The 22,870-nt window shown below is 39.9% G+C and carries 20 protein-coding genes; 12 read left to right on the forward strand and 8 right to left on the reverse strand.

All coding sequences use genetic code 11. From position 1 onward, the window contains the following. Positions 1 to 233 precede the first annotated feature (233 nt). From MWU82_RS08920 to MWU82_RS08955, 8 genes are all read left to right on the forward strand, one after another. Positions 234 to 965, forward strand: coding sequence for a prolyl oligopeptidase family serine peptidase (locus MWU82_RS08920; RefSeq protein ID WP_247096138.1), 732 nt, complete (start codon positions 234 to 236; stop codon positions 963 to 965). Between the two features lie 77 nt (positions 966 to 1,042). Continuing rightward, on the forward strand, positions 1,043 to 1,207 hold the full coding sequence (locus MWU82_RS08925) for a hypothetical protein (protein ID WP_215945965.1): 165 nt from the start codon (positions 1,043 to 1,045) through the stop codon (positions 1,205 to 1,207). Between the two features lie 219 nt (positions 1,208 to 1,426). After that, the gene (locus tag MWU82_RS08930) at positions 1,427 to 3,145 is read left to right on the forward strand and encodes a GMC family oxidoreductase (RefSeq protein ID WP_247096139.1); all 1,719 of its coding nucleotides are present in this window, start codon (positions 1,427 to 1,429) and stop codon (positions 3,143 to 3,145) included. 4 nt (positions 3,146 to 3,149) lie between these two features. Continuing rightward, positions 3,150 to 3,857, forward strand: coding sequence for a gluconate 2-dehydrogenase subunit 3 family protein (locus tag MWU82_RS08935; protein WP_215945963.1), 708 nt, complete (start codon positions 3,150 to 3,152; stop codon positions 3,855 to 3,857). 43 nt (positions 3,858 to 3,900) lie between these two features. After that, entirely contained in the window at positions 3,901 to 4,734 is an 834-nt protein-coding gene (locus MWU82_RS08940) for a sugar phosphate isomerase/epimerase (protein ID WP_247096140.1), read from the forward strand. Between the two features lie 258 nt (positions 4,735 to 4,992). Further along, a complete protein-coding gene (locus tag MWU82_RS08945; protein WP_215945962.1) occupies positions 4,993 to 6,714 on the forward strand; it encodes a GMC family oxidoreductase in 1,722 nt (573 codons plus the stop codon). 3 nt (positions 6,715 to 6,717) lie between these two features. Beyond that, positions 6,718 to 7,437 carry a gluconate 2-dehydrogenase subunit 3 family protein gene (locus tag MWU82_RS08950; RefSeq protein WP_215945961.1) on the forward strand — a complete coding sequence of 240 codons (720 nt, stop codon included), beginning with the start codon at positions 6,718 to 6,720 and terminating at the stop codon, positions 7,435 to 7,437. A gap of 200 nt (positions 7,438 to 7,637) precedes the next feature. Next, the gene (locus MWU82_RS08955) at positions 7,638 to 8,342 is read left to right on the forward strand and encodes a M15 family metallopeptidase (protein ID WP_247096183.1); all 705 of its coding nucleotides are present in this window, start codon (positions 7,638 to 7,640) and stop codon (positions 8,340 to 8,342) included. Positions 8,343 to 8,856: 514 nt separating this feature from the next. Here MWU82_RS08955 and MWU82_RS08960 read toward each other — a convergent pair. From MWU82_RS08960 to tsaD, 6 genes are all read right to left on the reverse strand, one after another. Then, on the reverse strand, positions 8,857 to 10,035 hold the full coding sequence (locus MWU82_RS08960; protein WP_247096141.1) for a class I SAM-dependent methyltransferase: 1,179 nt from the start codon (positions 10,033 to 10,035) through the stop codon (positions 8,857 to 8,859). A 7-nt stretch (positions 10,036 to 10,042) separates the two neighbouring features. Continuing rightward, positions 10,043 to 11,131, reverse strand: coding sequence for an AI-2E family transporter (locus MWU82_RS08965; protein WP_215945959.1), 1,089 nt, complete (start codon positions 11,129 to 11,131; stop codon positions 10,043 to 10,045). Between the two features lie 3 nt (positions 11,132 to 11,134). Continuing rightward, the gene (locus MWU82_RS08970) at positions 11,135 to 11,785 is read right to left on the reverse strand and encodes a DUF4159 domain-containing protein (RefSeq protein WP_247096142.1); all 651 of its coding nucleotides are present in this window, start codon (positions 11,783 to 11,785) and stop codon (positions 11,135 to 11,137) included. A gap of 146 nt (positions 11,786 to 11,931) precedes the next feature. Continuing rightward, positions 11,932 to 12,636 (reverse strand): 16S rRNA (uracil(1498)-N(3))-methyltransferase, encoded by a 705-nt coding sequence (locus MWU82_RS08975; protein WP_215945957.1) that lies wholly within the window; start codon positions 12,634 to 12,636, stop codon positions 11,932 to 11,934. Positions 12,637 to 12,652: 16 nt separating this feature from the next. Then, entirely contained in the window at positions 12,653 to 13,000 is a 348-nt protein-coding gene (locus tag MWU82_RS08980; protein ID WP_247096143.1) for a TfoX/Sxy family protein, read from the reverse strand. A gap of 102 nt (positions 13,001 to 13,102) precedes the next feature. Further along, the gene (tsaD, locus tag MWU82_RS08985; protein WP_215945955.1) at positions 13,103 to 14,128 is read right to left on the reverse strand and encodes a tRNA (adenosine(37)-N6)-threonylcarbamoyltransferase complex transferase subunit TsaD; all 1,026 of its coding nucleotides are present in this window, start codon (positions 14,126 to 14,128) and stop codon (positions 13,103 to 13,105) included. Between the two features lie 87 nt (positions 14,129 to 14,215). Here tsaD and MWU82_RS08990 point away from each other — a divergent pair, with 87 nt between their 5' ends. From MWU82_RS08990 to MWU82_RS09005, 4 genes are all read left to right on the forward strand, one after another. Beyond that, positions 14,216 to 18,541 (forward strand): translocation/assembly module TamB domain-containing protein, encoded by a 4,326-nt coding sequence (locus tag MWU82_RS08990; protein WP_348646980.1) that lies wholly within the window; start codon positions 14,216 to 14,218, stop codon positions 18,539 to 18,541. A 196-nt stretch (positions 18,542 to 18,737) separates the two neighbouring features. Beyond that, positions 18,738 to 19,724 (forward strand): 6-phosphofructokinase, encoded by a 987-nt coding sequence (gene pfkA / locus MWU82_RS08995; protein ID WP_215945954.1) that lies wholly within the window; start codon positions 18,738 to 18,740, stop codon positions 19,722 to 19,724. 24 nt (positions 19,725 to 19,748) lie between these two features. Further along, positions 19,749 to 20,750, forward strand: coding sequence for a type I glyceraldehyde-3-phosphate dehydrogenase (gap, locus tag MWU82_RS09000; protein ID WP_247096145.1), 1,002 nt, complete (start codon positions 19,749 to 19,751; stop codon positions 20,748 to 20,750). 84 nt (positions 20,751 to 20,834) lie between these two features. Further along, positions 20,835 to 21,686, forward strand: a complete 852-nt coding sequence (locus MWU82_RS09005; RefSeq protein WP_215945952.1) for an N-acetylglucosamine kinase — start codon at positions 20,835 to 20,837, stop codon at positions 21,684 to 21,686. On the opposite strand, the gene MWU82_RS09010 is transcribed toward MWU82_RS09005, so the two are convergent. Both MWU82_RS09010 and MWU82_RS09015 read right to left on the reverse strand, forming a co-directional pair. Continuing rightward, a complete protein-coding gene (locus MWU82_RS09010) occupies positions 21,679 to 22,059 on the reverse strand; it encodes a RidA family protein (protein ID WP_072863548.1) in 381 nt (126 codons plus the stop codon). The genes MWU82_RS09005 and MWU82_RS09010 overlap by 8 nt on opposite strands. A 28-nt stretch (positions 22,060 to 22,087) precedes the next feature. After that, a complete protein-coding gene (locus MWU82_RS09015) occupies positions 22,088 to 22,867 on the reverse strand; it encodes a hypothetical protein (protein ID WP_215945951.1) in 780 nt (259 codons plus the stop codon). Positions 22,868 to 22,870: the final 3 nt, after the last annotated feature.

The following is a 22,870-nucleotide window of genomic DNA, read 5'->3' on the forward strand; positions in this document are numbered from 1 at the left end:
CGAAAACCCGAAAAGAAAATACATTTAGGCATTTATAACTATTATCCTATTTTTTGTTTAAGGAATAAACGTGAATGTTAAATAAAAGTATAAACAAGGGGTAAGTTAAAGAAAAATGCATCAATTTGCGGATTTTCAACCAATTTGGAATGCCAATTGATAACAAAGAAATTACCGGGATATGGCCTTTAAGAAACATGGGGAGTCCTAAGTCGAACAATATAAAAGAACAAATGAAAACAATAGTTTTAATTTTTTGCTGCCTGTTTATTTTTGAAGGCTGCGCCTCCCAGTCTTCTCCAGAACTGATCAATTCCGAAATGGAGGTTGTTACCTCCGAAACCTTGAGATATTATCTGTATTACCCAGGTAATTATGAGGTAAATCCAGAGGAAAAGTTTCCCCTATTGCTTTTTTTACATGGCGGGGGAGAATCCGGGGGAAATTTAAAATCCGTGAAGCGAAATGGACCCCCAAAACTTATTTCCGGGGGCAAGAAATTTCCTTTTCTAATCTTGGCCCCGCAGAATCCCCAAGAAAAAATGTGGTGGAACACTAGGGCTGTAAATCAACTCTTGGATAGTATCATTGCTACCAATAAAGTGGACGAAAATAGGATTTACCTTACCGGCCTTAGTAGGGGTGGGGGTGCAGCTTGGGAAATGGCGGTCCAATATCCGGATAAATTTGCCGCTTTGGCCGTGGTTTGTGGAATGACTCCTGTGCCCTATGCCTCATGGATAAATAAAAATATGCCCATTAGGGTATTTCATGGTGATCAGGATAAGTCGATCCCCATATCGGAATCCATTGAAATGGTCGCTAAATTAAAGGAAATGGGTTACAATGTAGATTTTACCATTTACAAGGGTGTAGGTCATAATGCTTGGGACAAGGCCTATGAAAACAATGAACTTTACGATTGGTTCTTGGCGCAGAAAAAGCAGGTTCCAGTTGAAAATTAACAGTTTAATAGGCATAGAACTTTGTTTAATTCTAGGATAATTGAAATCAATTGTCGTATTTTTCAAAACTGAACAATTTGCCCAATACTTTAATTGTGGGCAGCAATAAAGATAGTGAAATGCCTTTGTTCAAAGGGCGTTATGCGGATGATGGGACCTATATTTATGTTTGTCAGGATCATACCTGCAAGCTTCCTGTAGCTACGACTAAGGAGGCTTTGGAGCAATTGAAGAATTTTTAAGGATAAGGTTTACTTTAATTAAGGGAAGGACTTAACACAACTGTTCTGGAAATCAGTCTTGGCTCCATGTTTTTCAATTAATGTCCTTGACAATGGTATTTTATCAATTATCCATGGTTTTGTGTCAAATTACATGAATTTTAAGGTTGTTCGGATAAAAAATTTTAATTTAATATCGTTTTAAACTTATATTGAGCTTCAAAATTAATTCTTCAAAGTATGCAGATAAAAGAATCATCAACTATTTATGATGTCATCATAGTTGGGTCCGGTGCCGGTGGTGGTATGGCCACAAAAGTATTGTCCGAGGCGGGGTTAAAAGTGGCCGTAGTAGAAGCGGGTCCATTTTTTGATCCCAAAAACCCGGAACAAATTACACAGTTGAAATGGCCGTATGAATCTCCTCGTAGAGGTGCAAGTACAACTAGGGCATTTGGGGAATATGATGCTGCATATGGCGGTTGGGAAATTGAAGGGGAACCTTATACCCAAAAAAATGGATCAAGATTTAATTGGTTTAGATCGCGTATGTTGGGTGGGAGAACAAATCACTGGGGACGTATCTCCTTGCGTTTCAGCCAACGCGATTTTAAACACAAGGATATTGATGGTCTTGGGGAAAACTGGCCTATAGGCTATGAAGATGTAAAACCGTATTATGATAAGGTAGATAAGTTAATTGGTGTTTTTGGATCTAAAGAAGGTTTGGAAAACGAACCGGATGGATTTTTCCTTCCTGCTCCAAAACCGAGATTGCATGAACTGTATTATATAGATGGAGCCAGGAAATCCAACGTTCCGGTAATTCCTTCCAGGATGTCCATGGTTACAAAAAAGATAAATGAGGATCGCGGGGTATGTTTTTATTGCGGACAATGTAGCAGGTCTTGTCAGATATATGCCGATTTCTCATCAGGGAGTTGCTTAATCTTCCCTGCGCAAAAGAATGGAGGCCAAATAGACCTTTTTGTTAACGCAATGGTGCGGGAGGTAACTACCAATGAGGAAGGTAAGGCCACTGGGGTACTTTATGTAAACAAGGAGGATCGTAAGGAGTATGGATTAAAAGGAAAAATTGTTGTCCTGGCTGCATCTGCCTGTAGTACTGCAAGAATCCTGTTAAATTCAAAGAGTAAGCAACATCCGGCCGGACTGGGCAACAGTAGCGGTGTGGTAGGGAAGTACCTGCACGACTCCACAGGAGGTGGAATGACAGGATTTGTTCCTGAACTAATGAATAGAAAGACATATAATGAAGATGGTGTAGGAGGGATGCATGTTTATACCCCTTGGTGGTTGGACAATAAGAAGCTAGATTTCGCCAGAGGTTATCATATAGAAATATGGGGAGGAATGGGAATGCCAAGCTACGGTTTCGGATTTAACCCAAATGCCTTGAATGAGTTCTTTGGTGAAAAAGTTGGTGGCTATGGCAATGTCCTTAGGGAGGATGTAAAGAAATATTACGGAGCAATGATCGGATTTGCCGGTCGTGGCGAATCTATAGCCTTGGAAAGTAACTATTGTGAAATTGACCCAGGAAAGGTTGATGAATTTGGTATTCCAGTTTTGCGCTTTAATTATAAGTGGTCCGATCACGAACGTTTACAAGCCAAGCATATGCAAGAAACCTTTGCGGAAATAATCCACAATATGGGCGGACAGGTCATAGGTAAACCGGCAGGAAAAGATAGCGATTATGGTTTGCTTAATCCAGGGGAAATAATCCATGAGGTAGGTACCACCAGGATGGGAGATAATCCTAGAACTTCTGTAGTCAATAAATGGGAGCAAATGCACGATGTGGATAATGTTTTTATTGTTGATGCGGGACCCTTTGTTTCCCAAGCGGATAAGAACCCTACTTGGACCATCTTGGCCTTGGCCTGGAGGACTTCAGATTATATAATTGAGCAATTGAAAAAACAAAATATCTAGTATTATGGATAGAAGAAAAAGTATAAAATCCATTATTCTTGGTGGTGTAGCAGGTGGATTGGCAATAAATGGATGTAAGCCCGGAACAGAAGGGGAGGCTGGAGCTGCAGAGGCCCTGGTACAGGAAGAAAAGCATTTCGGGAGGACCCCGGAGGAAAAAGAGTTGCTGAAAAAACTGTACGCAGAACAGTTTTTTAATGAACATGAAATGGCTACTTTGGGTGTTTTATGTGCTTTAATTTTGCCCTCCAACGGAACCTATGGTAGTGCTACCGATGCTGGAGTGCCAGATTTTATTGAATTCATGGCCAAGGATATCCCTGCTTATCAAACTCCGCTGCAAGGTGGTCTAATGTGGTTGGATCATAAAAGCAATAAAGATTACGGAGTGGAGTTTAAAACGGCTACCGAGGCACAGCAGAAAGAGATTTTGGATGCTATTGCGTTTCCGGACAAGGAAAATCCAACATACGAGCAACAATTCTTTTCCCTGATCCGCAATTTAACCGTTACCGGATATTATACCTCCAAGGAAGGTATTGAGGATTTGGGGTATAAAGGTAATTCCCCCAATGTATGGGACGGAGTGCCGGAAGATGTTCTGGCCAAGCATGGAAAATCCTATGATCCGGAATGGATCGCCAAATGTGTGGACCAAAGTAAGCGTAACGATATGGCAGAATGGGATGACGAAGGTAATTTATTGACCTAGAGCCTATTAATTTGCACAAGGAATATAAGTAATTTTATAAAAGATGAAGAAATTACAGCTCCTATGGTTATTTTTAATCGCCATGGTTTTTTTCGGAACTACAAATGTTATGGCCCAAGAGGTGGGGTTACAATTGTACAGCCTGAGAAATCAGTTTAAGGAAGATATTCCAAGTACCTTAAAATTGATAAATGACTGGGGTATTACCATTTTGGAAGGAGGAGATACCTATGGGATGCCGGAGGAGGAGTTTAAAGGCCTGCTTGTCAAAAATAAATTAAAGGTGGTCAGTATTGGCGCTGGGTTCAACGATTTGGCCAATGCGCCTGAGGAGGTTGTGAAAAAGGCCAAAAGTTATGGTGCCACCTATGTGATGTGTGCATGGATCCCACACGATGGCAATAATTTTGGTATCGTGGATACCCAAAAGGCTGTTGAGGTGTTTAATAGGGCTGGAAAGATTTTAAGGGATAACGGATTAAAATTGGCGTATCACGCACATGGGTTTGAATTTAGGCCCTATAAGGATGGGACCCTATTTGATTATATGGCGCAGAATGCCAAATATTTCGATTTTGAAATGGATGTTTATTGGGTGCATCATGGAGGTGAGGACCCCCTTAAATTGCTTAGAAAGTATCCTTCTAAATTCATTTTATTGCATTTGAAAGATATGGAAAAAGGTACCAAAAAAGATGATACCGGCCATGCAGATGTGGAAACCAATGTGGTTTTGGGAACAGGAGAGGTAGATATAGCAGGTGTTGTGGCCGAAGCCAAAAAGTTGGGCATTAAGTATATGTTCATAGAGGACGAGTGTTCCAGGGTTGTGGATCAAGTTCCTAAAAGTTTAAAGTATTTGGAAGGTTTAAAATAATCTAGATTCCATTTATTGATATTGACCTTTAAGGCCTCCATTAGGAGGCCTTTTTGTATTTTCCAAAGGGTACCAGACAAAGGAATGGGACTGTAATTTTAAATGTCCCTTCCAAGGATTTGTCCCTTCTAATGACATATTATCAATTATTGATGGTTTTATATCAAAATACATGAATTTTCAGGTTGTTTGGATAAAAAATTCTAATTTGATTTCGTTTTAAATCTATATTGAAGTTCATAATTAATTCATTCCAATATGCAGATAAAAGAATCCTCAGAAATTTATGATGTAATAATCGTCGGTTCGGGTGCAGGTGGCGGTATGGCCACAAAGCAATTGGCCGATGCCGGCCTTAATGTGGCGGTCGTAGAGGCTGGACCATTTTTTGACCCGGCCGACCCCAAAACCATGAATCAGTTAAAATGGAATTATGAATCTCCCAGAAGAGGAGCCGGAACCACTAGGGCATTTGGGGAATTTGATGCTGCTTATGGCGGTTGGGAAATAGAAGGAGAACCATATACCCGTGAGCCTGGTACCGAATTCGATTGGTTCCGTTCGCATATGTTGGGAGGGCGTACCAACCATTGGGGGAGGATTTCCCTGCGTTTTGGGCCAAAGGATTTTAAAGGGAAGACCAGGGACGGTCATGGTGAGGACTGGCCTATAGGTTATGAGGATGTAAAACCTTATTATGATAAGGTAGATAAACTAATCGGGGTGTTTGGCACCAATGAAGGCCTGGAAAACGATCCGGATGGATTTTTTCTTCCTCCGCCAAAACCAAGATTACATGAAATTTTCTATATAAATGGGGCCAAAAAGGCGGGAATACCTACTATTCCAGGAAGGCTTTCCATGCTTACCAAAAGAATTAATACGGAACGTGGTGTGTGTTTTTACTGCGGACAATGTTCCCGTTCCTGTTCCGTATATGCCGATTTCTCATCAGGAAGTTGTCTTATATTCCCTGCGCAAAAAAGCGGGGGCCGAATTAAATTATTCGTCAATTGTGTAGTGAGGGAAGTAACCACCAATGAAGAGGGAAAGGCAACAGGAGTATCATACATTAGTAAGGACGATAGAAAAGAGTACAAATTAAGGGGCAAGGTTGTGGTTTTGGCGGCTTCCGCCTGTAGTTCTGCCCGTATTCTTTTGAATTCGAAAAGTAAACAACATCCTAACGGATTGGGAAATAGCAGTGACCTCGTCGGTAAATATTTACACGATTCCACTGGGGCCAGCAGAGCTGCCTTTGTTCCGGCATTGATGAACAGAAAAGTATCCTATAATGAAGACGGAGTAGGTAGTAACCATGTGTATTCTCCTTGGTGGGGGGATAACTCCAAGTTGGATTTTCCAAGAGGCTATCATATTGAAGTTGGTGGAGGCATGAAGATGCCTGGTTATGGTTTTAGTTTCAACCCCAATGAGTTCAATAAATTCTTTGGGCTCAAAGTAGGGGGTTATGGGGATAGCTTACGGGACGATGTAAAAAAATATTACGGATCTGTACTAGGTATTGCAGGAAGGGGTGAAGGTATTGCCCGTAAGGAGAACTATTGTGAAATAGACCCTACCACCGTGGATCAATTTGGTATTCCCGTATTGAAGTTCAATTACAAATGGTCCGAATTTGAGAAAAATCAGGCCAAGCATATGCAGGACACCTTTGAGGAGATTTTTCACAATATAGGGGCAGAGCCTTTAGGGGAAAAGCCGGGCAAAGATCGCGATTATGGGTTGGAAGCTCCTGGTCGTATTATCCACGAAGTTGGAACCACTAGAATGGGCAATGATCCCAAAACATCGGTCACAAATAAATTCAATCAATTGCACGATGTGGAGAATGTCTTTATAGTTGATGCGGGACCATTTACCTCCCAAGCTGATAAGAACTGTACTTGGACCATTTTGGCATTGTCTTGGCGCGCCAGTGATTATATTATAGAACAATTAAAAATGCAAAATATCTAGACCATGGATAGAAGAAAGAGTATACAGACAATAATTCTTGGTGCGGGCGCATCTGCATTGGCCTTTCATGGCTGCAAGACAGATGGGCCCGATACAGCAAAGGAGGCCGTAGCTGCTGCAGAAAACACCCATTATTTTGGCCGTACCCCCGAGGAGTTGGAGCTGATTGAAAAATTAAATGCAGAACAGCTCTTTACCGAACATGAGATGGAAACCATAGCAGTATTGAGCACAGTGATACTTCCTCCCAGAGAACCTAATGGAGGACCTATTGAGGCAGAGGTCCCAGAATTTATAGAGTTCATGGGCAAGGACATCCCTGAGTTACAGCTGACACTTAAAGGAGGGTTAATGTGGTTGGACCATAAGAGCAATGCCGATTTCGGAACAGAATTTAAATTGGCCACCTTGGACCAGCAAAAGCAGATATTGGATACTATCTGTTACCATGATCCCAATAAATCCTTGGACGTGCAACCTCTAGAAATACAATTTTTCTATCTGATGCGCGGATTAACGGTTTGTGGCTATTATTCCTCCAAAGTAGGGGTTGCCGAACTGGGTTATAAAGGAAATACACCCAACGTGTGGGATGGGGTTCCGCAGGACGTGCTGGATCAGCATGGGGTGAATTATGATCCCGAATGGGTCGCCAAATGTATCGATCAGAGTACCAGAAACGAAATCGCTACATGGGACGAAAAGGGTAATCTTTTAACATAGGTCCTTTAGAAATTGGTAATAGGGAAGAATCAGTAGTTGTTTGCAATTCCTATTAGATATAAAAAGCCCCTGTTTCGGGGCTTTTTTGTTTATTTGTTGTGGGGAAGCATATTTACCCTGGGGAATAAAAAGAATAACAATTGGCTCTGGAATATATGAATGGGAAACGCACAGTTTATAAGGGAATGGCACTTTTGGCAATGGCTCTTGTTTTTGGTTGTAAGGAAGTAGCTGTAAACAAGAATATAAAGAATGATGTTGAAACCGAATTGGAGGTTGGGGATTCATTAATAATCGATGTCGGAAAGAAAGAAGAAGAAGAGCCAATACCCAAATTAAAATCCCTTGAAGGTTTGGCCGATACCCTATTTGTAAGGTTGGCCGATTATAGTGATGATTTTGTGTACGACCTGCGCTATGCTACCGAAAACAATTTTTTAAAGGCCAAGGTCTACGATTGTGCGGAATGTTACACTAGGGTTAAAACTGCCAGAGCACTGCTTTTGGCCAATAAGGAATTCATGGACAAAGGATTTAAAATAAAGTTTTTCGATTGCTATCGTCCAAATGATGTACAATATAAAATGTGGGCCATAGTCCCCAATCCCCAGTATGTAGCCAATCCTGTTAAGGGGTCCATACATAACAAGGGTGGCGCGGTGGACATTACTTTGGTAACCCTGGAAGGGAAGGAGTTGGATATGGGGACCGATTTTGATTTTTTTGGAAAAAGGGCTTACCATGACAATTTGGATTTGCCCAAGAATATCCTGGATAATAGGCTGTTGTTAAAGGAAACCATGGAAAAACATGGATTTTGGTCCATTAGAACAGAGTGGTGGCATTACAATTTGGGTACTGCCTCCAATGATAAAGTGGCCAATTTTAAATGGGATTGTGATTGAAGGTGTTTCAAGGATTCCTCGATTACTTCCGTATTTCATGTCCTTTGTAAAAAGGGGAGTTGAGATTTGCCTCCAAACCTTGTATATGCATTGACCTGTACTTCATTAGGCTACCAATCCCTTCCGTCTCCTCGGCCCATAGCCGAGTATCCACCTTCCCTTATCCAAGGGAAGGAGCCAAAAATTATTAAACTTATCACAACAATAAATATTAAAAACTGCTCCTTCCCCTATTTAGGCCTGTCCCGCGTTTTCCGCGGGAGGATAAGGTGGCTTCGACAAAGGAGAAGACGGAAGGGGTGAGAAACGCAAACCTTTCTATTCATCGGGATGATTCGTCGCAAAAGCTCTCTTACAAGCCGTTAGGCAGGCCTATCCATTGAAATACGGGCTCACTTTTATATTAGTGATTTTGGACAATTTTTTAAAAACGTGAGTTTAGAATGACTGTTTTGGGTTACTATGAACTGAGTTGTTTTGTTGTAGCTTTCGAATACGTATCACGAGGGAAGTCTCATATTTTGCAACATTCCACTACAATCTTTTCACCCCGAGGATTAGTGGTAAAAAACAGATACGTTTCTCCGCCATCCTTAATTTTAAATTTTTTCCTTATTTCCGCCACGCTTATCGGAAAATTCCGCACGGTAATATTTGCTTTTTTTATCTCTAGTTTTTGTAATTCTTTTTTATTGAAAGGAATGGTCTTTACAACTTTGAACCTCCTGCCCGGAAAATCCAATAATTGATCGTGAGTGTATAAATGTGAGTGATCATGTAATTTATACATATTGAATCTATCTCCAACGGTCTTAAAGGCCCCCGACTTTAGGATGGCCGAATTGGGCTCGTATAAATACTCTAAGGGATCGGAGTAGTTGGAGATCGCTAATTTTTCATTTTCATGGGAAAAGCTGAACTGTTCCATTGCCGAGCCGTTTAGGTTTACCGTTTTTACCAATACCTCTTTTTTATAGCCTTCTTCCAATATCCAAAGGATTTCCTTTACTTCATTTTTAACCGCCACAATATGAATTTCCTTAACAAAGTGCAACTCACTAAGACCGGCGGACAGGTCTAGTAGAGGGGAGGTTTTTATCATTATTTTCCTCGCCTTGGCCAATATGGTTTCTAGATTATCTGGGACACTCGGAATGCAATCCGACAACAAAAAAACCTTTCCTTTGGCATCATGTCTACGGGATGGATCAATAAATACCCAATTGAAATCAATTTCTGAATTTTTTAGAAAATCTATGCCATCCATGGCATGGGTATGGATGTTGGTCCGTCCTAAAACCTTAAAATTATATTCGGCTATTTCAGATAGGTCAGGGTTCATTTCGCAATGATGGACCTGTTCTATACGAAGGCTAAAAAAATAACTGTCAACCCCAAAGCCGCCCGTCATATCCAAAAGTGCTGTTCCACTTATTACTCCAGCTTTATATTGGGCCGTGGTTTCGGAGGAGGTCTGTTCAATATTTAGTTTGTTGGGGTAGTATATATTGCGAGTGCCATACCAAATAGGAAGCTTGTCCTTGCATCTGTTCTTGGCTTCAATTTGTTCCGCGATTTCCTTATTGGTAACACCTTCAATATTTAAAGGTTTTAACAAAAGGGCAATAAGCTCGGTCCTTAAATTTTTAATTATAAAATCCTGAATTTCAGATGTTAGGATATTCTTGTTCAAGGTGGGATTATAAATTTTTTGTAAGGGATTTTACAATTTTATTCTCGTTGAAAAATTCCTTTAAGATTACTTTTATGGCCGTATAGCCAGGTACTGCTATGATCATTCCGGTGACCCCTAGAAGCAGGCCTCCGATGATGATGATCAGAAAAATTTCCAAGGGGTGCGACTTTACACTGTTGGAAAAAATGAAGGGTTGTGAAAAAAAGTTGTCTACCAATTGGCCAATAATGAATCCAATCATTACATAGCCGGTTTTGGGTAAAATAACGGAACTAAAATCGGCTCCCACGTTACTGGTCATGGTTAAAACCGCCATTAATATCCCTCCAATAATAGGGCCTATATAGGGAATAAGGTTGAGAAGGGCACAGAGAAAGGCGATTACTATGGCATTTTCGATTCCAAAAATGAAAAGGACAATGGAATAAATAACAAAGAGGATCAGGATTTGGAACACCAGGCCAACAAAATACCGGGAAAGTAAATTTTTGATGGTTTCCATGGAATGTTGAAATCTATTTTCTTTGTTATCAGGGATCAGGGTAAGTATGGATGCTTCAAAAAGCTTACTGTCCTTTAAGAAGAAGAAAGCTATAAAGAGTACTGAAAACAGTCCTACGCTGAAACTCCCCAATATGCCGATTATGGAGTTCAGGAAATCTGGAAGAATCCCAAAATTAAGGTTAGAAAACAAATGTGAATCCTTAATGCTTTGTTCCAAATCCTCGGATTTAACCCCAATATATTGCAGGAGCTGGCGGTAGAGGTCCTCCAAATTGGTCTGTAAGGCATCTATGTTGAGTAAGGACAGGTTCTGTCCCTGTTGAATAAGCAGGGGTACAAATAAGGCAATAACTCCCGCAACGACCCCAACAAGGAATATCATAGTTATTATAACAGCTACGGTATTATTGAATTTTAACTTCTGACGAAAAAATAAAACAATGGGCCGTCCTATCAAGCTGGCTACTGCCGCTATGGCGATGTATATTAGAACCGCGCTAATTTTATATAAGAAAGCCAGTAGAAGTACAATGGCTACAATAATTCCAAGAGCCCTTAATATACCTTCTGCAATGGTCTTTGATGTCATATCTTAACTTTTAAAAACATAGGAGATTATATTGGCCCCCATTTGTAAAGCCTTTAGGCGTACCTCCTGGGGGTCGTTATGTACCTCGGGGTCTTCCCATCCGTCCCCAAGATCGCTTTCAAATGTAAAAAGAAGGATCAGGCGGTTTTGCTCGAATATGCCAAACGCCTGTGGCCGTTTGCCATCATGTTCATGTATCTTGGGCAATCCTTTTGGAAATTGGAATTGTTGTCTAAATATAGGGTGGTCTGCTCCTAATTCCGTGAGTTCCCTGTCCGGAAATACTTTGGCGAGTTCCTTGCGCAGGTAGGGTTCCATCCCATAATTATCATCTATATGCAAAAATCCGCCTGCCAATAAATAGGTTCTTAGGTTTTCTGCTTCCTCCTTGGAAAAAAAAATGTTTCCATGCCCCGTCATTTGCAAAAAGGGATATTGAAAAATATTGGGGCTGCCCACTTCCACTGTTTGTGGCTTGGGGTCAATGGTAGTCCTAAGTTGTTGATTGCAGAATTTGATTAGGTTAGGGAGTCCTGTTGGGTTGGCATACCAATCACCTCCGCCTCCATATTTTAAAATGGCAATTTCCTGGGCATGTAAATTTTTGGTCAAATAAAAATTGAAAATCAATAATATTACAACTAGCTGCTTCATATGCACTCGGATAATTACGGTATTCAAATTTAAGAATATTAACGGGTTAAAAAACTAAAAGGATTATGTATAACATTCTATGGTTTGGCAAAGAAATTTAATTTTAAATAAAAGTATGCCTTGCCAAGGTATGCCTCAATAGTGCATTACAAGTTAACTAGGGCAATGGTGGTACAGGCCACAATGGCTGCTGTTTCTGTACGCAACCTGGTGTTTCCCAAAGCAACCGCTCTAAATTCGTTGTCCAAGGCCAATTTTATCTCTTCCGGAGAGAAATCGCCTTCCGGGCCAATTAATACGGTTGTGTTTTTTTTGGCAGTGGCACAATGGGACAGTTCCTTTTTTTTATCTTCTTCGCAATGTGCTATGTACAATTCCCCACTCTTGGGTTGGGTCATGAATTCTTTAAAGGAAATGGGAGGATTTAATTGTGGTAGGTAGGCCTGTAAGGATTGTTTCATGGCAGCTTGGATCACCTTCTCCATTCTGTCCATTTTAATGACCTTTCTTTCGGAATGCTCACAGATAATGGGTGTGATTTGATGAACTCCAATTTCTGTAGCTTTTTCCAAAAACCACTCGAAGCGGTCGTTAAGTTTTGTTGGCGCCACTGCCATATGGAGTTCATACGGTTTTGGCGGCATCTGGGTTCGGGAAATTATTTTTGCCTTACATTTTTTATGGTCGGGAACAAGTATTTCGGCTTCAAAAAACATGCCCTTGCCATTGGTGATCTGTAAAATATCGCCCGAATTTTTTCTCAGTACTTTGGATATATGCCGACTTTCATCAGCCGGAAACATAAATTGGTCCGTGTTGTTTTCTAATTCGGGATGGTAGAAAAGTTGCATGGGCTAGTAGTGAGGTTTATAGTTTGTTCAATTTTTGTTTGGCGTGTTCCAGCCCTAATTCAATGTAATTTAATAGCTGTTCCTCGTTGGCAATTCCTTCCTGGGAAACATAGACAAATTCTTTCATGGGGCGTTTTGCAAAATCCATGGGACTTACGTGTTCGGAACTCATAACCCCATCCATTTTGCTAGAAATGACCCTTACCATAAGATTTTCCTTTATAATACCTACGGTCATTTTTCCACAAAACAAAAAGGCAATTCCACCAAACATTTTTTTTTCGGTAATATTCGATCGAACGGACTGGGGCTGCAAATCAAAACTGGCCCTAATTCGTTGTGCAAATTGTTCGTCGTACGCCATAATATTTTAAATTTTCAAGATACGAATCCAAATAAAATGAATTACCCAAGTACTGCACAATCTCGGAATGGAGGAGCAAGTATTCTGTAATCATGCACCTTGTTATTTGATTACATATCTCGCCTTGGCGGTAATACTTTGATCTACAAAGTCCGTTTCTTTGTATTTCAAATATCCTACAATGCCTATCATGGCGGCATTGTCCGTGCAATATTCAAATTTTGGGATATAGGTGGTCCATCCCCATTTTTCCTCTGCTTTTTTAAGGGCCTGTCTAATGCCCGAATTTGCAGAGACTCCACCACCGATAGCTATTTGTGTTATTCCGGTCTGTTTTACGGCCTTCTTTATTTTATCCATTAAAATATTGATGATGGTATATTGGATAGAAGCACAGATATCGTTCAAGTTTTCAGAAATAAAATTTGGGTTGTTTTTTGTTTCCCGCTGAATGAAGTACAGAATACTCGTCTTTAGGCCGCTAAAACTAAAGTTTAGCCCATCTACCTTGGGTTTGGGGAAAGGGAAGGCTTTGGGGTTTCCCAACTGTGCATATTTGTCTACCAAGGGTCCACCTGGATAAGGAAGTCCCAATATTTTTGCGCTCTTGTCATAGGCTTCCCCTACCGCGTCATCCAAGGACTCCCCTAAAATTTCCATGTCAAAGTAATCCTTTACCAGTACTATTTGCGTATGTCCTCCACTAATGGTCATTGCCAAAAAGGGGAAGGAAGGCATTTTGTAATTTTCTTCCTCAATAAAGTGCGATAAAATATGGGCTTGCATATGGTTTACCTCAATTAAAGGAATGTCCAATCCCAAGGATAGGGATTTGGCAAAGGAGGTTCCTACCAATAAAGATCCCATAAGTCCTGGTCCGCGTGTAAAAGCTATGGCGGATAACTGTTTTTTATCGATATTTGCTTTGGCTAATGCTTGGTGCACCACGGGGACAATATTTTGTTGGTGTGCCCTTGAGGCGAGTTCGGGAACAACCCCGCCATACTCCTCATGTATTTTTTGCGTGGCCACAATATTGCTTAGTGTCCTATTGTCGCTCAATACGGCGGCAGAAGTGTCATCGCACGAGGATTCAATGGCTAAAATATAAATAGTTTTATTATCCACTTTGTTTGGAATAAAATTTGAATGTACAAAGGTAAAACATAAAGCCCTATCAAAAAATTAAGAAAAATTCTGGTCAGAGTATTTTTGGTGCTCGTTCTTATTTGCGTTTTGGGCAGTGTTATACTTTCCTTGCCATTTGTCCAGACCCGTTTTGCCAAGTATGCCACTACAGAGATCAATAAGGAATTTGGCACCAATATTAATATTGATCGGCTAAGGATTTCCCTAATCTCCTGGGATACCTCACTTAAGGGTGTTTATATTGAGGATTACAAACAGGATACGCTGTTCTACATAGACAATTTAAGTACTTCTATCCTTAACGTACGTAATTTGGTGAACGGTAAATTGGAGTTTGGCGATATAGCTATTGAGCGACTCAATTTTAAGCTTAGGACCTATCAGGATGACAAGAACACCAATCTAGAGGTGTTTATTGATAAGCTGGACAGTAAAAAACCCCGTGCCCCAGGTACGCCTCCGTTTTATTTTTCTTCCGCTGATGTAGAAATAAGCGATAGTAAATTTAAGCTCATAGACGAAAATAGAGAGACCACGGAGATGTTGAATTTTGTGGATCTTAATATCTCCGCTTCAGATTTTACAATTGTTGGGCCGGACGTTACCTCCAATATTCAGAAGATGTCCTTTAATAGTAAAAGGGGAGTGGTGGTAAATGAAATGGCCACCGAATTCAAATATACAAAACAGCAGATGCGTTTTGATTCCCTGAGTATCAAGACCCCCCAATCCCATTTATTGGGCAAGGTGATATTTAATTATGAACGGGAAGATTTTAAGGACTTTTTGAACAAGGTGAAAATTGATGCCGAATTCGTAGAGTCTACAGTGGCCTTAAATGAAGTGAACTTACTATATAATGAATTTGGAAGTGATATAATTGTTTCATTCTCCACCATTGTTGATGGGGTGCTGAACGATTTGAATACAAACGACCTGTTTTTGACAACAGATAATACGGGAATTCGTGGGGATTTTAATTTCAAGAATCTTTTTACGAAGGATGCCGGTTTTGTGCTAGAGGCGAATATGAAGAATGTCACTTCCAGTTACTATGAACTCAGGGCATTGCTACCTAATATTTTGGATGTCCTGCCTTCCTCGATTCAGAAATTGGGCCAGTTCACGGTAAGGGGTGATGCCCTTATCACGGAATCTTCAATAAATACAAAAGCCAATATTAATACCCTCATTGGAAGTAGCTACGTGGATCTGGAACTTACCGATATTGATCATATAGACGATTCTTCCTATAAGGGTTTTGTCTCCCTCATCGATTTTGACCTTGGAAATCTAATTGATAGAAAAGATGTAGGCATAACAAACCTGGATTTTAATGTGGAAGGCAAAGGAATGGTTATGGAATATTTAAACACCGAGGTAATAGGGCAAGTGTATTCCATAAATTTTAATGGCTACGACTATAAGGATATCAACGTATCTGGTATAATCAAAGAGCAGCTTTTTGATGGTTCCCTATTATGTAGGGATGAAAATATTCAATTTAGTTTTAAGGGCTTGGCCGATTTTGCAGAAAACAGGAATAATTTCAATTTTATCGCCTCGGTAGATTATGCCGACCTTAAAAAAATAAATTTTATAAATGATAGCGTATCCATTTTTAAGGGGGATATAAATATGGACATTACTGGTAATTCCTTGGACAATATTGTAGGGGATATAAAATTTACCAAAACCAATTACCAGAACAAGAACGAAACCTATTACTTTGAGGATTTTAAGGTCTCTTCTACCTTTGAAAATGACAGTACCCGAATTATCGATATTAATTCTCCGGATATTATTACCGGTTATTTGAAGGGTAATTTTAAAGTCAAGGAACTCGGTAGGTTGCTGCAAAATTCCTTGGGAAGTATATACACCAATTATAGACCTTTCAATATATCGGCAAATCAGAGATTGGCATTTAATTTCAAAATCTACAACAAGATTGTGGACGTGTTTTTTCCAGAGGTGAAGTTCGATCCCAATACCTTTATTAGGGGAAACATCATTGCCGATGAAGGAGATTTTAAACTAACCTTTAAATCGCCCAGTATAGTTGCTTATGGTAATGAATTGGATAGTATAGACGTTAAGATAGACAACAAGAACCCCTTATTCAATACCTACGTCTCTATTGGGGATCTGGCAACGCCCTACTATGATGTAAAAGATTTTAATCTGATCAATACTACCTTAAAGGATACCCTGTTCTTTAGAACAGAATTTAAAGGGGGTAGCGAATATAATGATAGTTACAACCTCAATTTCTACCATACCTTTAACAAGGAGAACAAATCCGTTATTGGTCTTAAAACTTCCGATATTAGTTTTAAAGGCAACAAATGGATACTCAACAAGGATGGAAACAGTAAGAACAAGGTAATAATCAACAAAACGCTCGATAGCATTTCCATTGAGGAAGTGGTAATGAACAATAATGAACAGGAACAAATTAGGTTACGGGGGCAACTGGCAGATTCAACCTATAAGGATATCGAGCTGCAGTTTAAGATTGTTACCTTAGGGAAGATTACACCTGCTATAGACAGTCTTAAGTTGCATGGGGAGGTGAACGGTACCTTGAACGTTTTGCAGAAGGATAATGTTTACCTGCCTTCCTCCAATTTAAATATCAAAAATTTTGGAATCAACAATATTACATTGGGAGATTTGGCCATTGGTATAGTGGGCAATAGGGATTTAACCGATTTTGTGGTGAACACTTCCTTGGTGGATAAAGGGTTCGAGAAGCTCAGTGTGGTCGGGAATATCTCCAATAGGGAGGAGATTCCGCAGGCAAATCTCATAGTAGATTTCAATAAGTTTAATTTAGAGCCTTTTAGTCCGTTGGGAGAAGGTATTATTACCAATATAAGGGGCTTGTTACAGGGTAGTGCCATTTTGAAAGGGCCAATAAATAATCCTAATTGGAGCGGCGTACTGTCTTTAAATGATGCCGGTATTGCCATTCCCTATTTAAATGTGGATTATAGTTTTGCGCCATACTCCAGGGTAAAGTTATCGGACCAGACCTTTAATTTTCAGCAGATCAAACTTACCGATGTGGCCATGAATACCAAGGCAACCTTGGATGGTACCATAACACATAGGTTATTTAGGGATTGGAGTTTGGATTTGGATGTAGACACCAATAATGATCGTTTTCTAATTCTTAACACACCATTTAAGGAAGAAGTATTGTACTATGGAGCTGGGTATTTAAATGGTACAGGTAGAATATTTGGACCTACCAATGCTCTTACTATCAATGTGGATGGGGAAACGGCAAGGGGCACTTCCTTAAAAATTCCAATTAGTGATGTAGTCAGCGTTGGGGATTTTTCATTTATCAATTTTGTAGGTAAGAAAGTCGAGGATACGGAAAAGGGGCAACGGGTTTTAAAGGAGGTAGAGGGTCTTGAGTTGGCCTTTAATCTGGATGTTACCCCGGATGCCGAGGTAGAAATTGTTGTAGATACCAAAACAGGCAGTTCCTTAAGGGGTACAGGTGCGGGAATTTTGTTCATAGAGATCAATACCAACGGTAAATTTAATATGTACGGGGATTTCGTGGTAGTTACAGGACAGTTTCGCTATAAGTTTGGCGGTATTGTAGATAAGACCTTTAAAGTTAAACCTGGAGGTAATATTACCTGGGAGAGGGAGCCCTTGGCGGCACAATTAAATATGGAAGCCGTTTATTCCTTAAATGCAAACCCCGCGCCACTCTTGGATAATCCGGGATATACCAGACGTATACCCACCGATGTAGTGGTAAGGCTAACCGGAGAGTTGGAAAGTCCGGTTATAGATTGGAGGATAGAATTTCCAGGTACCAATTCCATTGTTAAATCCGAATTGGAATACAGACTGCAAGATCCTACCATTGCCGAAAAAAATGCCCTTTTTCTACTGGCACAAGGCTCTTTTGTAAATGAACAAACAGGTATAAATCAACAAGCGGTTACAGGGAATCTTCTTCAATCTGCTTCGGGAATACTCAATTCCTTATTGGCGGGCGACAACGACAAATTAAATTTTGGATTGTCTTATGAACAAGGTATTTTGGATAGAACCACAGATATACAGACAGAGAATAGATTAGGGGTAACCTTGTCTACCCAGATCAGCGATAGGGTTTTGCTTAATGGAAGGGTAGGGGTACCGGTAGGGGGAGTGTCGGAAACCGTAGTTGCCGGAGACGTGGAAGTGCAGATCTTACTGAACGAAGAAGGAACCCTTAGTGCCAAAATATTCAATCGGGAAAATGAAATCCAACAATTTCTGGCAGATCGTCAGGGATACACCCAAGGTGTTGGACTTTCCTATCAAGTAGACTTCGACAGTTTTAAAGCGCTATTGCGTAAAATTTTAAGGAAGAATTAGGAGCTTTTTATGGGTCTTTTTAGTTGTTTTGGATAATTTCCAAATAATCACTTTTCCTGAAGAATTGATTATGAATTTAACAATTTCCAAGAAATTATTCAACGAAAACGTTGGAGTGGTCCGTTGTTGTCAAATTAAAGCCAAAGTCGGGTAATTATTGAAATAAGTTTGCTAGTTTTGTTTTTTTAAAATTTTTATGGCTTCAGCAATAAAAAAGATTGGTGTTTTTACATCAGGAGGAGACTCACCGGGAATGAATGCTGCTATTAGGGCAGTAGTGCGTACATGCGCCTATTTAAAGGTTGAATGTGTTGGTATCTATAGAGGATATGAAGGCATGATGGAAGGTGATTTTAAGGTAATGGATGCACGTAGTGTAAACAACATTATAAACAAGGGAGGTACAATACTTAAATCTGCCCGTTGTTTGCCTTTTAGGACCAAGGAAGGACGTCAAGTGGCTTACGATCAATTAAGAAAAGCAGGTATAGATGCATTTGTTGTTATTGGTGGAGATGGTAGCTTTACGGGTGCTTTGACCTTTAATAAGGAATTTGATTTTCCGGTAATCGGAATCCCTGGTACTATAGACAACGATATTTTTGGCACTACCTATACCTTGGGATTTGACACAGCGTTAAATACGGCTGTTGAATGTATCGATAAAATTAGGGATACGGCCAGTTCGCACAATAGACTGTTCTTTGTAGAGGTTATGGGCCGGGATGTTGGTCATATCGCTTTAAATGCAGGTGTTGGCGCGGGAGCGGAAGAGATTTTGATTCCAGAGGAAAACCTGGGTCTGGAAAGATTATTGGAATCTTTGAAGCGCAGTAAGCAATCCGGAAAATCATCAAGTATTGTGGTGGTAGCGGAAGGCGATAAAACAGGTAAAAATGTTTTCGAACTAAAAGAGTACGTAGAAGAGCATCTTCCCATTTATGATGTACGTGTATCCGTTTTGGGACATATGCAAAGAGGTGGGGCACCATCTTGTTTTGATCGTGTTTTGGCAAGTAGAATGGGTGTTAAGGCGGTTGAAGCATTATTGGAAGGAAAAACAAACTTAATGGTGGGTATACAGGATAATACAATTACCCTGACACCGATCAGTAAGGCAATAAAAGGACATACAAAAATTGATAAGGAACTTATGAGGGTTTCCGATATCATGACAACGTAATTTAAACATTAAAAACAAAAGGAAATGTCAAACTTGAAAATAGGGATTAACGGTTTCGGTAGAATTGGGAGATTGGTCTTCAGGGCTACCGTAGAAAGGGATAATGTAGATGTAGTTGCTATTAACGATTTGCTGGATGTAGAACATCTTGCTTATTTGTTGGAATATGATTCGGTTCATGGAAAATTCAATGGTACCGTTGAAGTTAAGGATGGTAATTTGGTAGTAAACGGTAAAACGGTTAGGATTACTGCTGAAAGAGATCCAAAGAATTTGAAGTGGGATGAGGTTGGTGCTGATATCGTTGCTGAATGTACCGGTATTTTCACTACTTTGGAAACTGCACAATATCACATAGATGGCGGTGCCAAGAAAGTGGTTATTTCAGCTCCTTCCAGCAATGCACCTATGTTTGTAATGGGTGTTAACCATAAGGAAGTTAAAGCATCCGATAAGATTGTTTCAAATGCTTCTTGTACAACCAACTGTTTGGCTCCAATGGCAAAAGTATTGAACGATAGTTTTGGTATAGAAGAAGCTTTAATGACTACTGTACATGCAACAACAGCTACTCAAATGACTGTTGATGGTCCTTCCAAAAAAGATTGGAGAGGTGGTAGAAGCGCCCTATTGAACATTATTCCAGCTTCAACAGGTGCTGCCAAGGCGGTAACCAAGGTTATTCCATCATTACTAGGAAAACTAACAGGTATGGCATTTAGAGTGCCAACTGCCGATGTTTCCGTAGTGGATTTAACCGTGCGTTTGCAGAAGGAGACTTCTTATGAGGAGATCAAGAAGGCATTTAAAAAGGCTTCTGAAGGGGAATTGAAAGGAATTTTAGGATATACAGATGAAGCAGTTGTTTCCCAAGATTTTATCGGGGATGCCAGAACTAGTATTTTTGATGCTGGAGCTGGAATTGAATTGAATTCAAAATTCTTCAAGGTTGTTTCTTGGTATGATAACGAGTCCGGATATTCCAATAAATTGGTTGACTTAGCGCAATACATCCATAAATTATAGTCTTATTGGGTAATAATTAAAAGAATCCTGAGATTAAGCAATATTTTGTTTATTTTCAGGATTCTTTATTAATAATCTTGTTATATGATATTGATTGTAGATAGTGGTGCAACAAAATCGGATTGGATTGCTTTGGATAATAAAGGCAACCAATTGTTCATGACCCAAACTTTAGGATTGAGTCCTGAAGTATTGACGCGTCCTGTGATCGAAGACCGTTTGGCCAATAATTTTGAACTTTCTAAGAATAGGGAGGAAGTTACCCACTTGTATTTTTACGGTGCCGGTTGTGGTACCGATAGAATGAAGAAGTTTTTAACAGAGATTTTTAATGATTTTTTTCCCAATGCCAAGGCAGAGGTAAAGGAAGATACCTATGCGGCCATATTTGCCACAACAAAAATAGGGCAGCATGGAATAGTTTGTATTTTAGGTACGGGTTCCAATTGCAGCTATTATGACGGTGAGAAATTGCATCAAAAGGTTACCTCTTTGGGGTATATCCCTATGGATGATGGTAGTGGTAACTTTTTTGGAAGGAAATTGATAAGGGACTATTACTTTAATAAAATTCCAATGGATTTGGCTACCAAGTTTGCAAAGGAATACAATTTGGATGCCGATGTAATCAAGGAAAATCTTTACAAACAACCCAATCCAAACACCTATTTGGCCACTTTTGCCAGATTTATTGTAGAAAATAAAAACCACCCCTATTGCAGAGGGGTAATAGATAAAGGCTTTCAGCAGTTTGTGAACAACTACATTATGCAGTTTGAATTGGCCACAAAGGTACCCGTTAGTTTTGTTGGCAGTATCGCATATTACTTACGTGAAGAACTGGCTACAGTAGTAGAAAGAAACGATCTGATCCTAGGTGTTATAAGGCAAAGACCCATTGAAGGTCTGGTTGAATTTCACAAAAGCTCTATTTAATAGCTATCATAGATATTTCAACGTTTACAAATTTGGGAAGATTGGCAACTTCAACAGTTTCCCTTGCTGGAGCGGTATCCGCATCAAAATAGGCGCCATATACTTCATTTATTTGTGAAAACTGGTGCATATCCTTTACAAAAATCGATGATTTAACAACATTTTCAAAAGTCATTCCTGCCTCGGTAAGAATGGCTTTTAAATTTTGCATGGATTGCTCGGTTTCCTTTTTAATATCTCCTGATACCAAATCCCCAGTTTTTGGGTCTATAGGAATTTGCCCTGAGATATACAGGGTGTTTCCTGCTAGTACTGCTTGGTTGTATGGCCCTATTGGGGCAGGTGCGTTTGTGGTGGTAATTATTTTTTTCATTTGTTTATAATAGGTTTTCGTTTTAAAATTATTTGCCTCCATTGGCTTGTAGATCTATCAGGCACTCGGTACCAAAACTTGGGATTGCCCCGTTTTTGGCCGTTAACATTTTGGCCATCCCCCATCCAAATTGGAGTTCTGCGCGCATAAGGCAATTCTGTTCGCTACAATGACTTTTGGCATCAGGGTCTTCATGTTCGTTTACAGACTCTGTACCTAAGTTTACCAATCCAAACAAATGTCCTGCCTCGTGGTTTAAAGTGGCTGTTTCCACGGTAGAAGTGCTGATCAATGAACTCCTTGAGGCCAAATTTCTAATGGTAGCTTCGTAAATAACCATAGAAGTATTGCGGTAAACGGCGCCAAGGGTTACCAGGTCCTCATCGGGATTGTCATCGCTGGCAGTTGCATCGGTAAAATAAATATAAAGTCCTAAGGTGTCACCATTGTTGTACACAGTTCTATTTTCTTTTTCCAAATCAAATATTTCGTCAATGGATAGGCTATCCTTTTTTGGGGATTCCAATTCCTTGTAAATAATGCTTATGTTATCTTTGTAGGAACGCTCGTTCAGTAAGTCTATAAAATTGGAAACGGCCGTTTCTGTAGGCGCAAAATTTGTTACATAACCAATTTCGATTACCAAGTTTTTAAAATTGGCGTCAGAGAGCAGATCATTGGCACTATCGCCAGGTCCTTTTAGGTTGGCCGTTTTATCGACCTTTACGGTATCGCTTTCGTTGGAGTCCTTGGAACAACCTAGGAACAAGGTAAGGGCCAACAAAAGCACTAATGATAATTTCTTCATTAT

The sequence above is a fragment of the Arenibacter sp. S6351L genome (assembly GCF_023016025.1).
GTDB lineage: Bacteria > Bacteroidota > Bacteroidia > Flavobacteriales > Flavobacteriaceae > Arenibacter > Arenibacter algicola_B.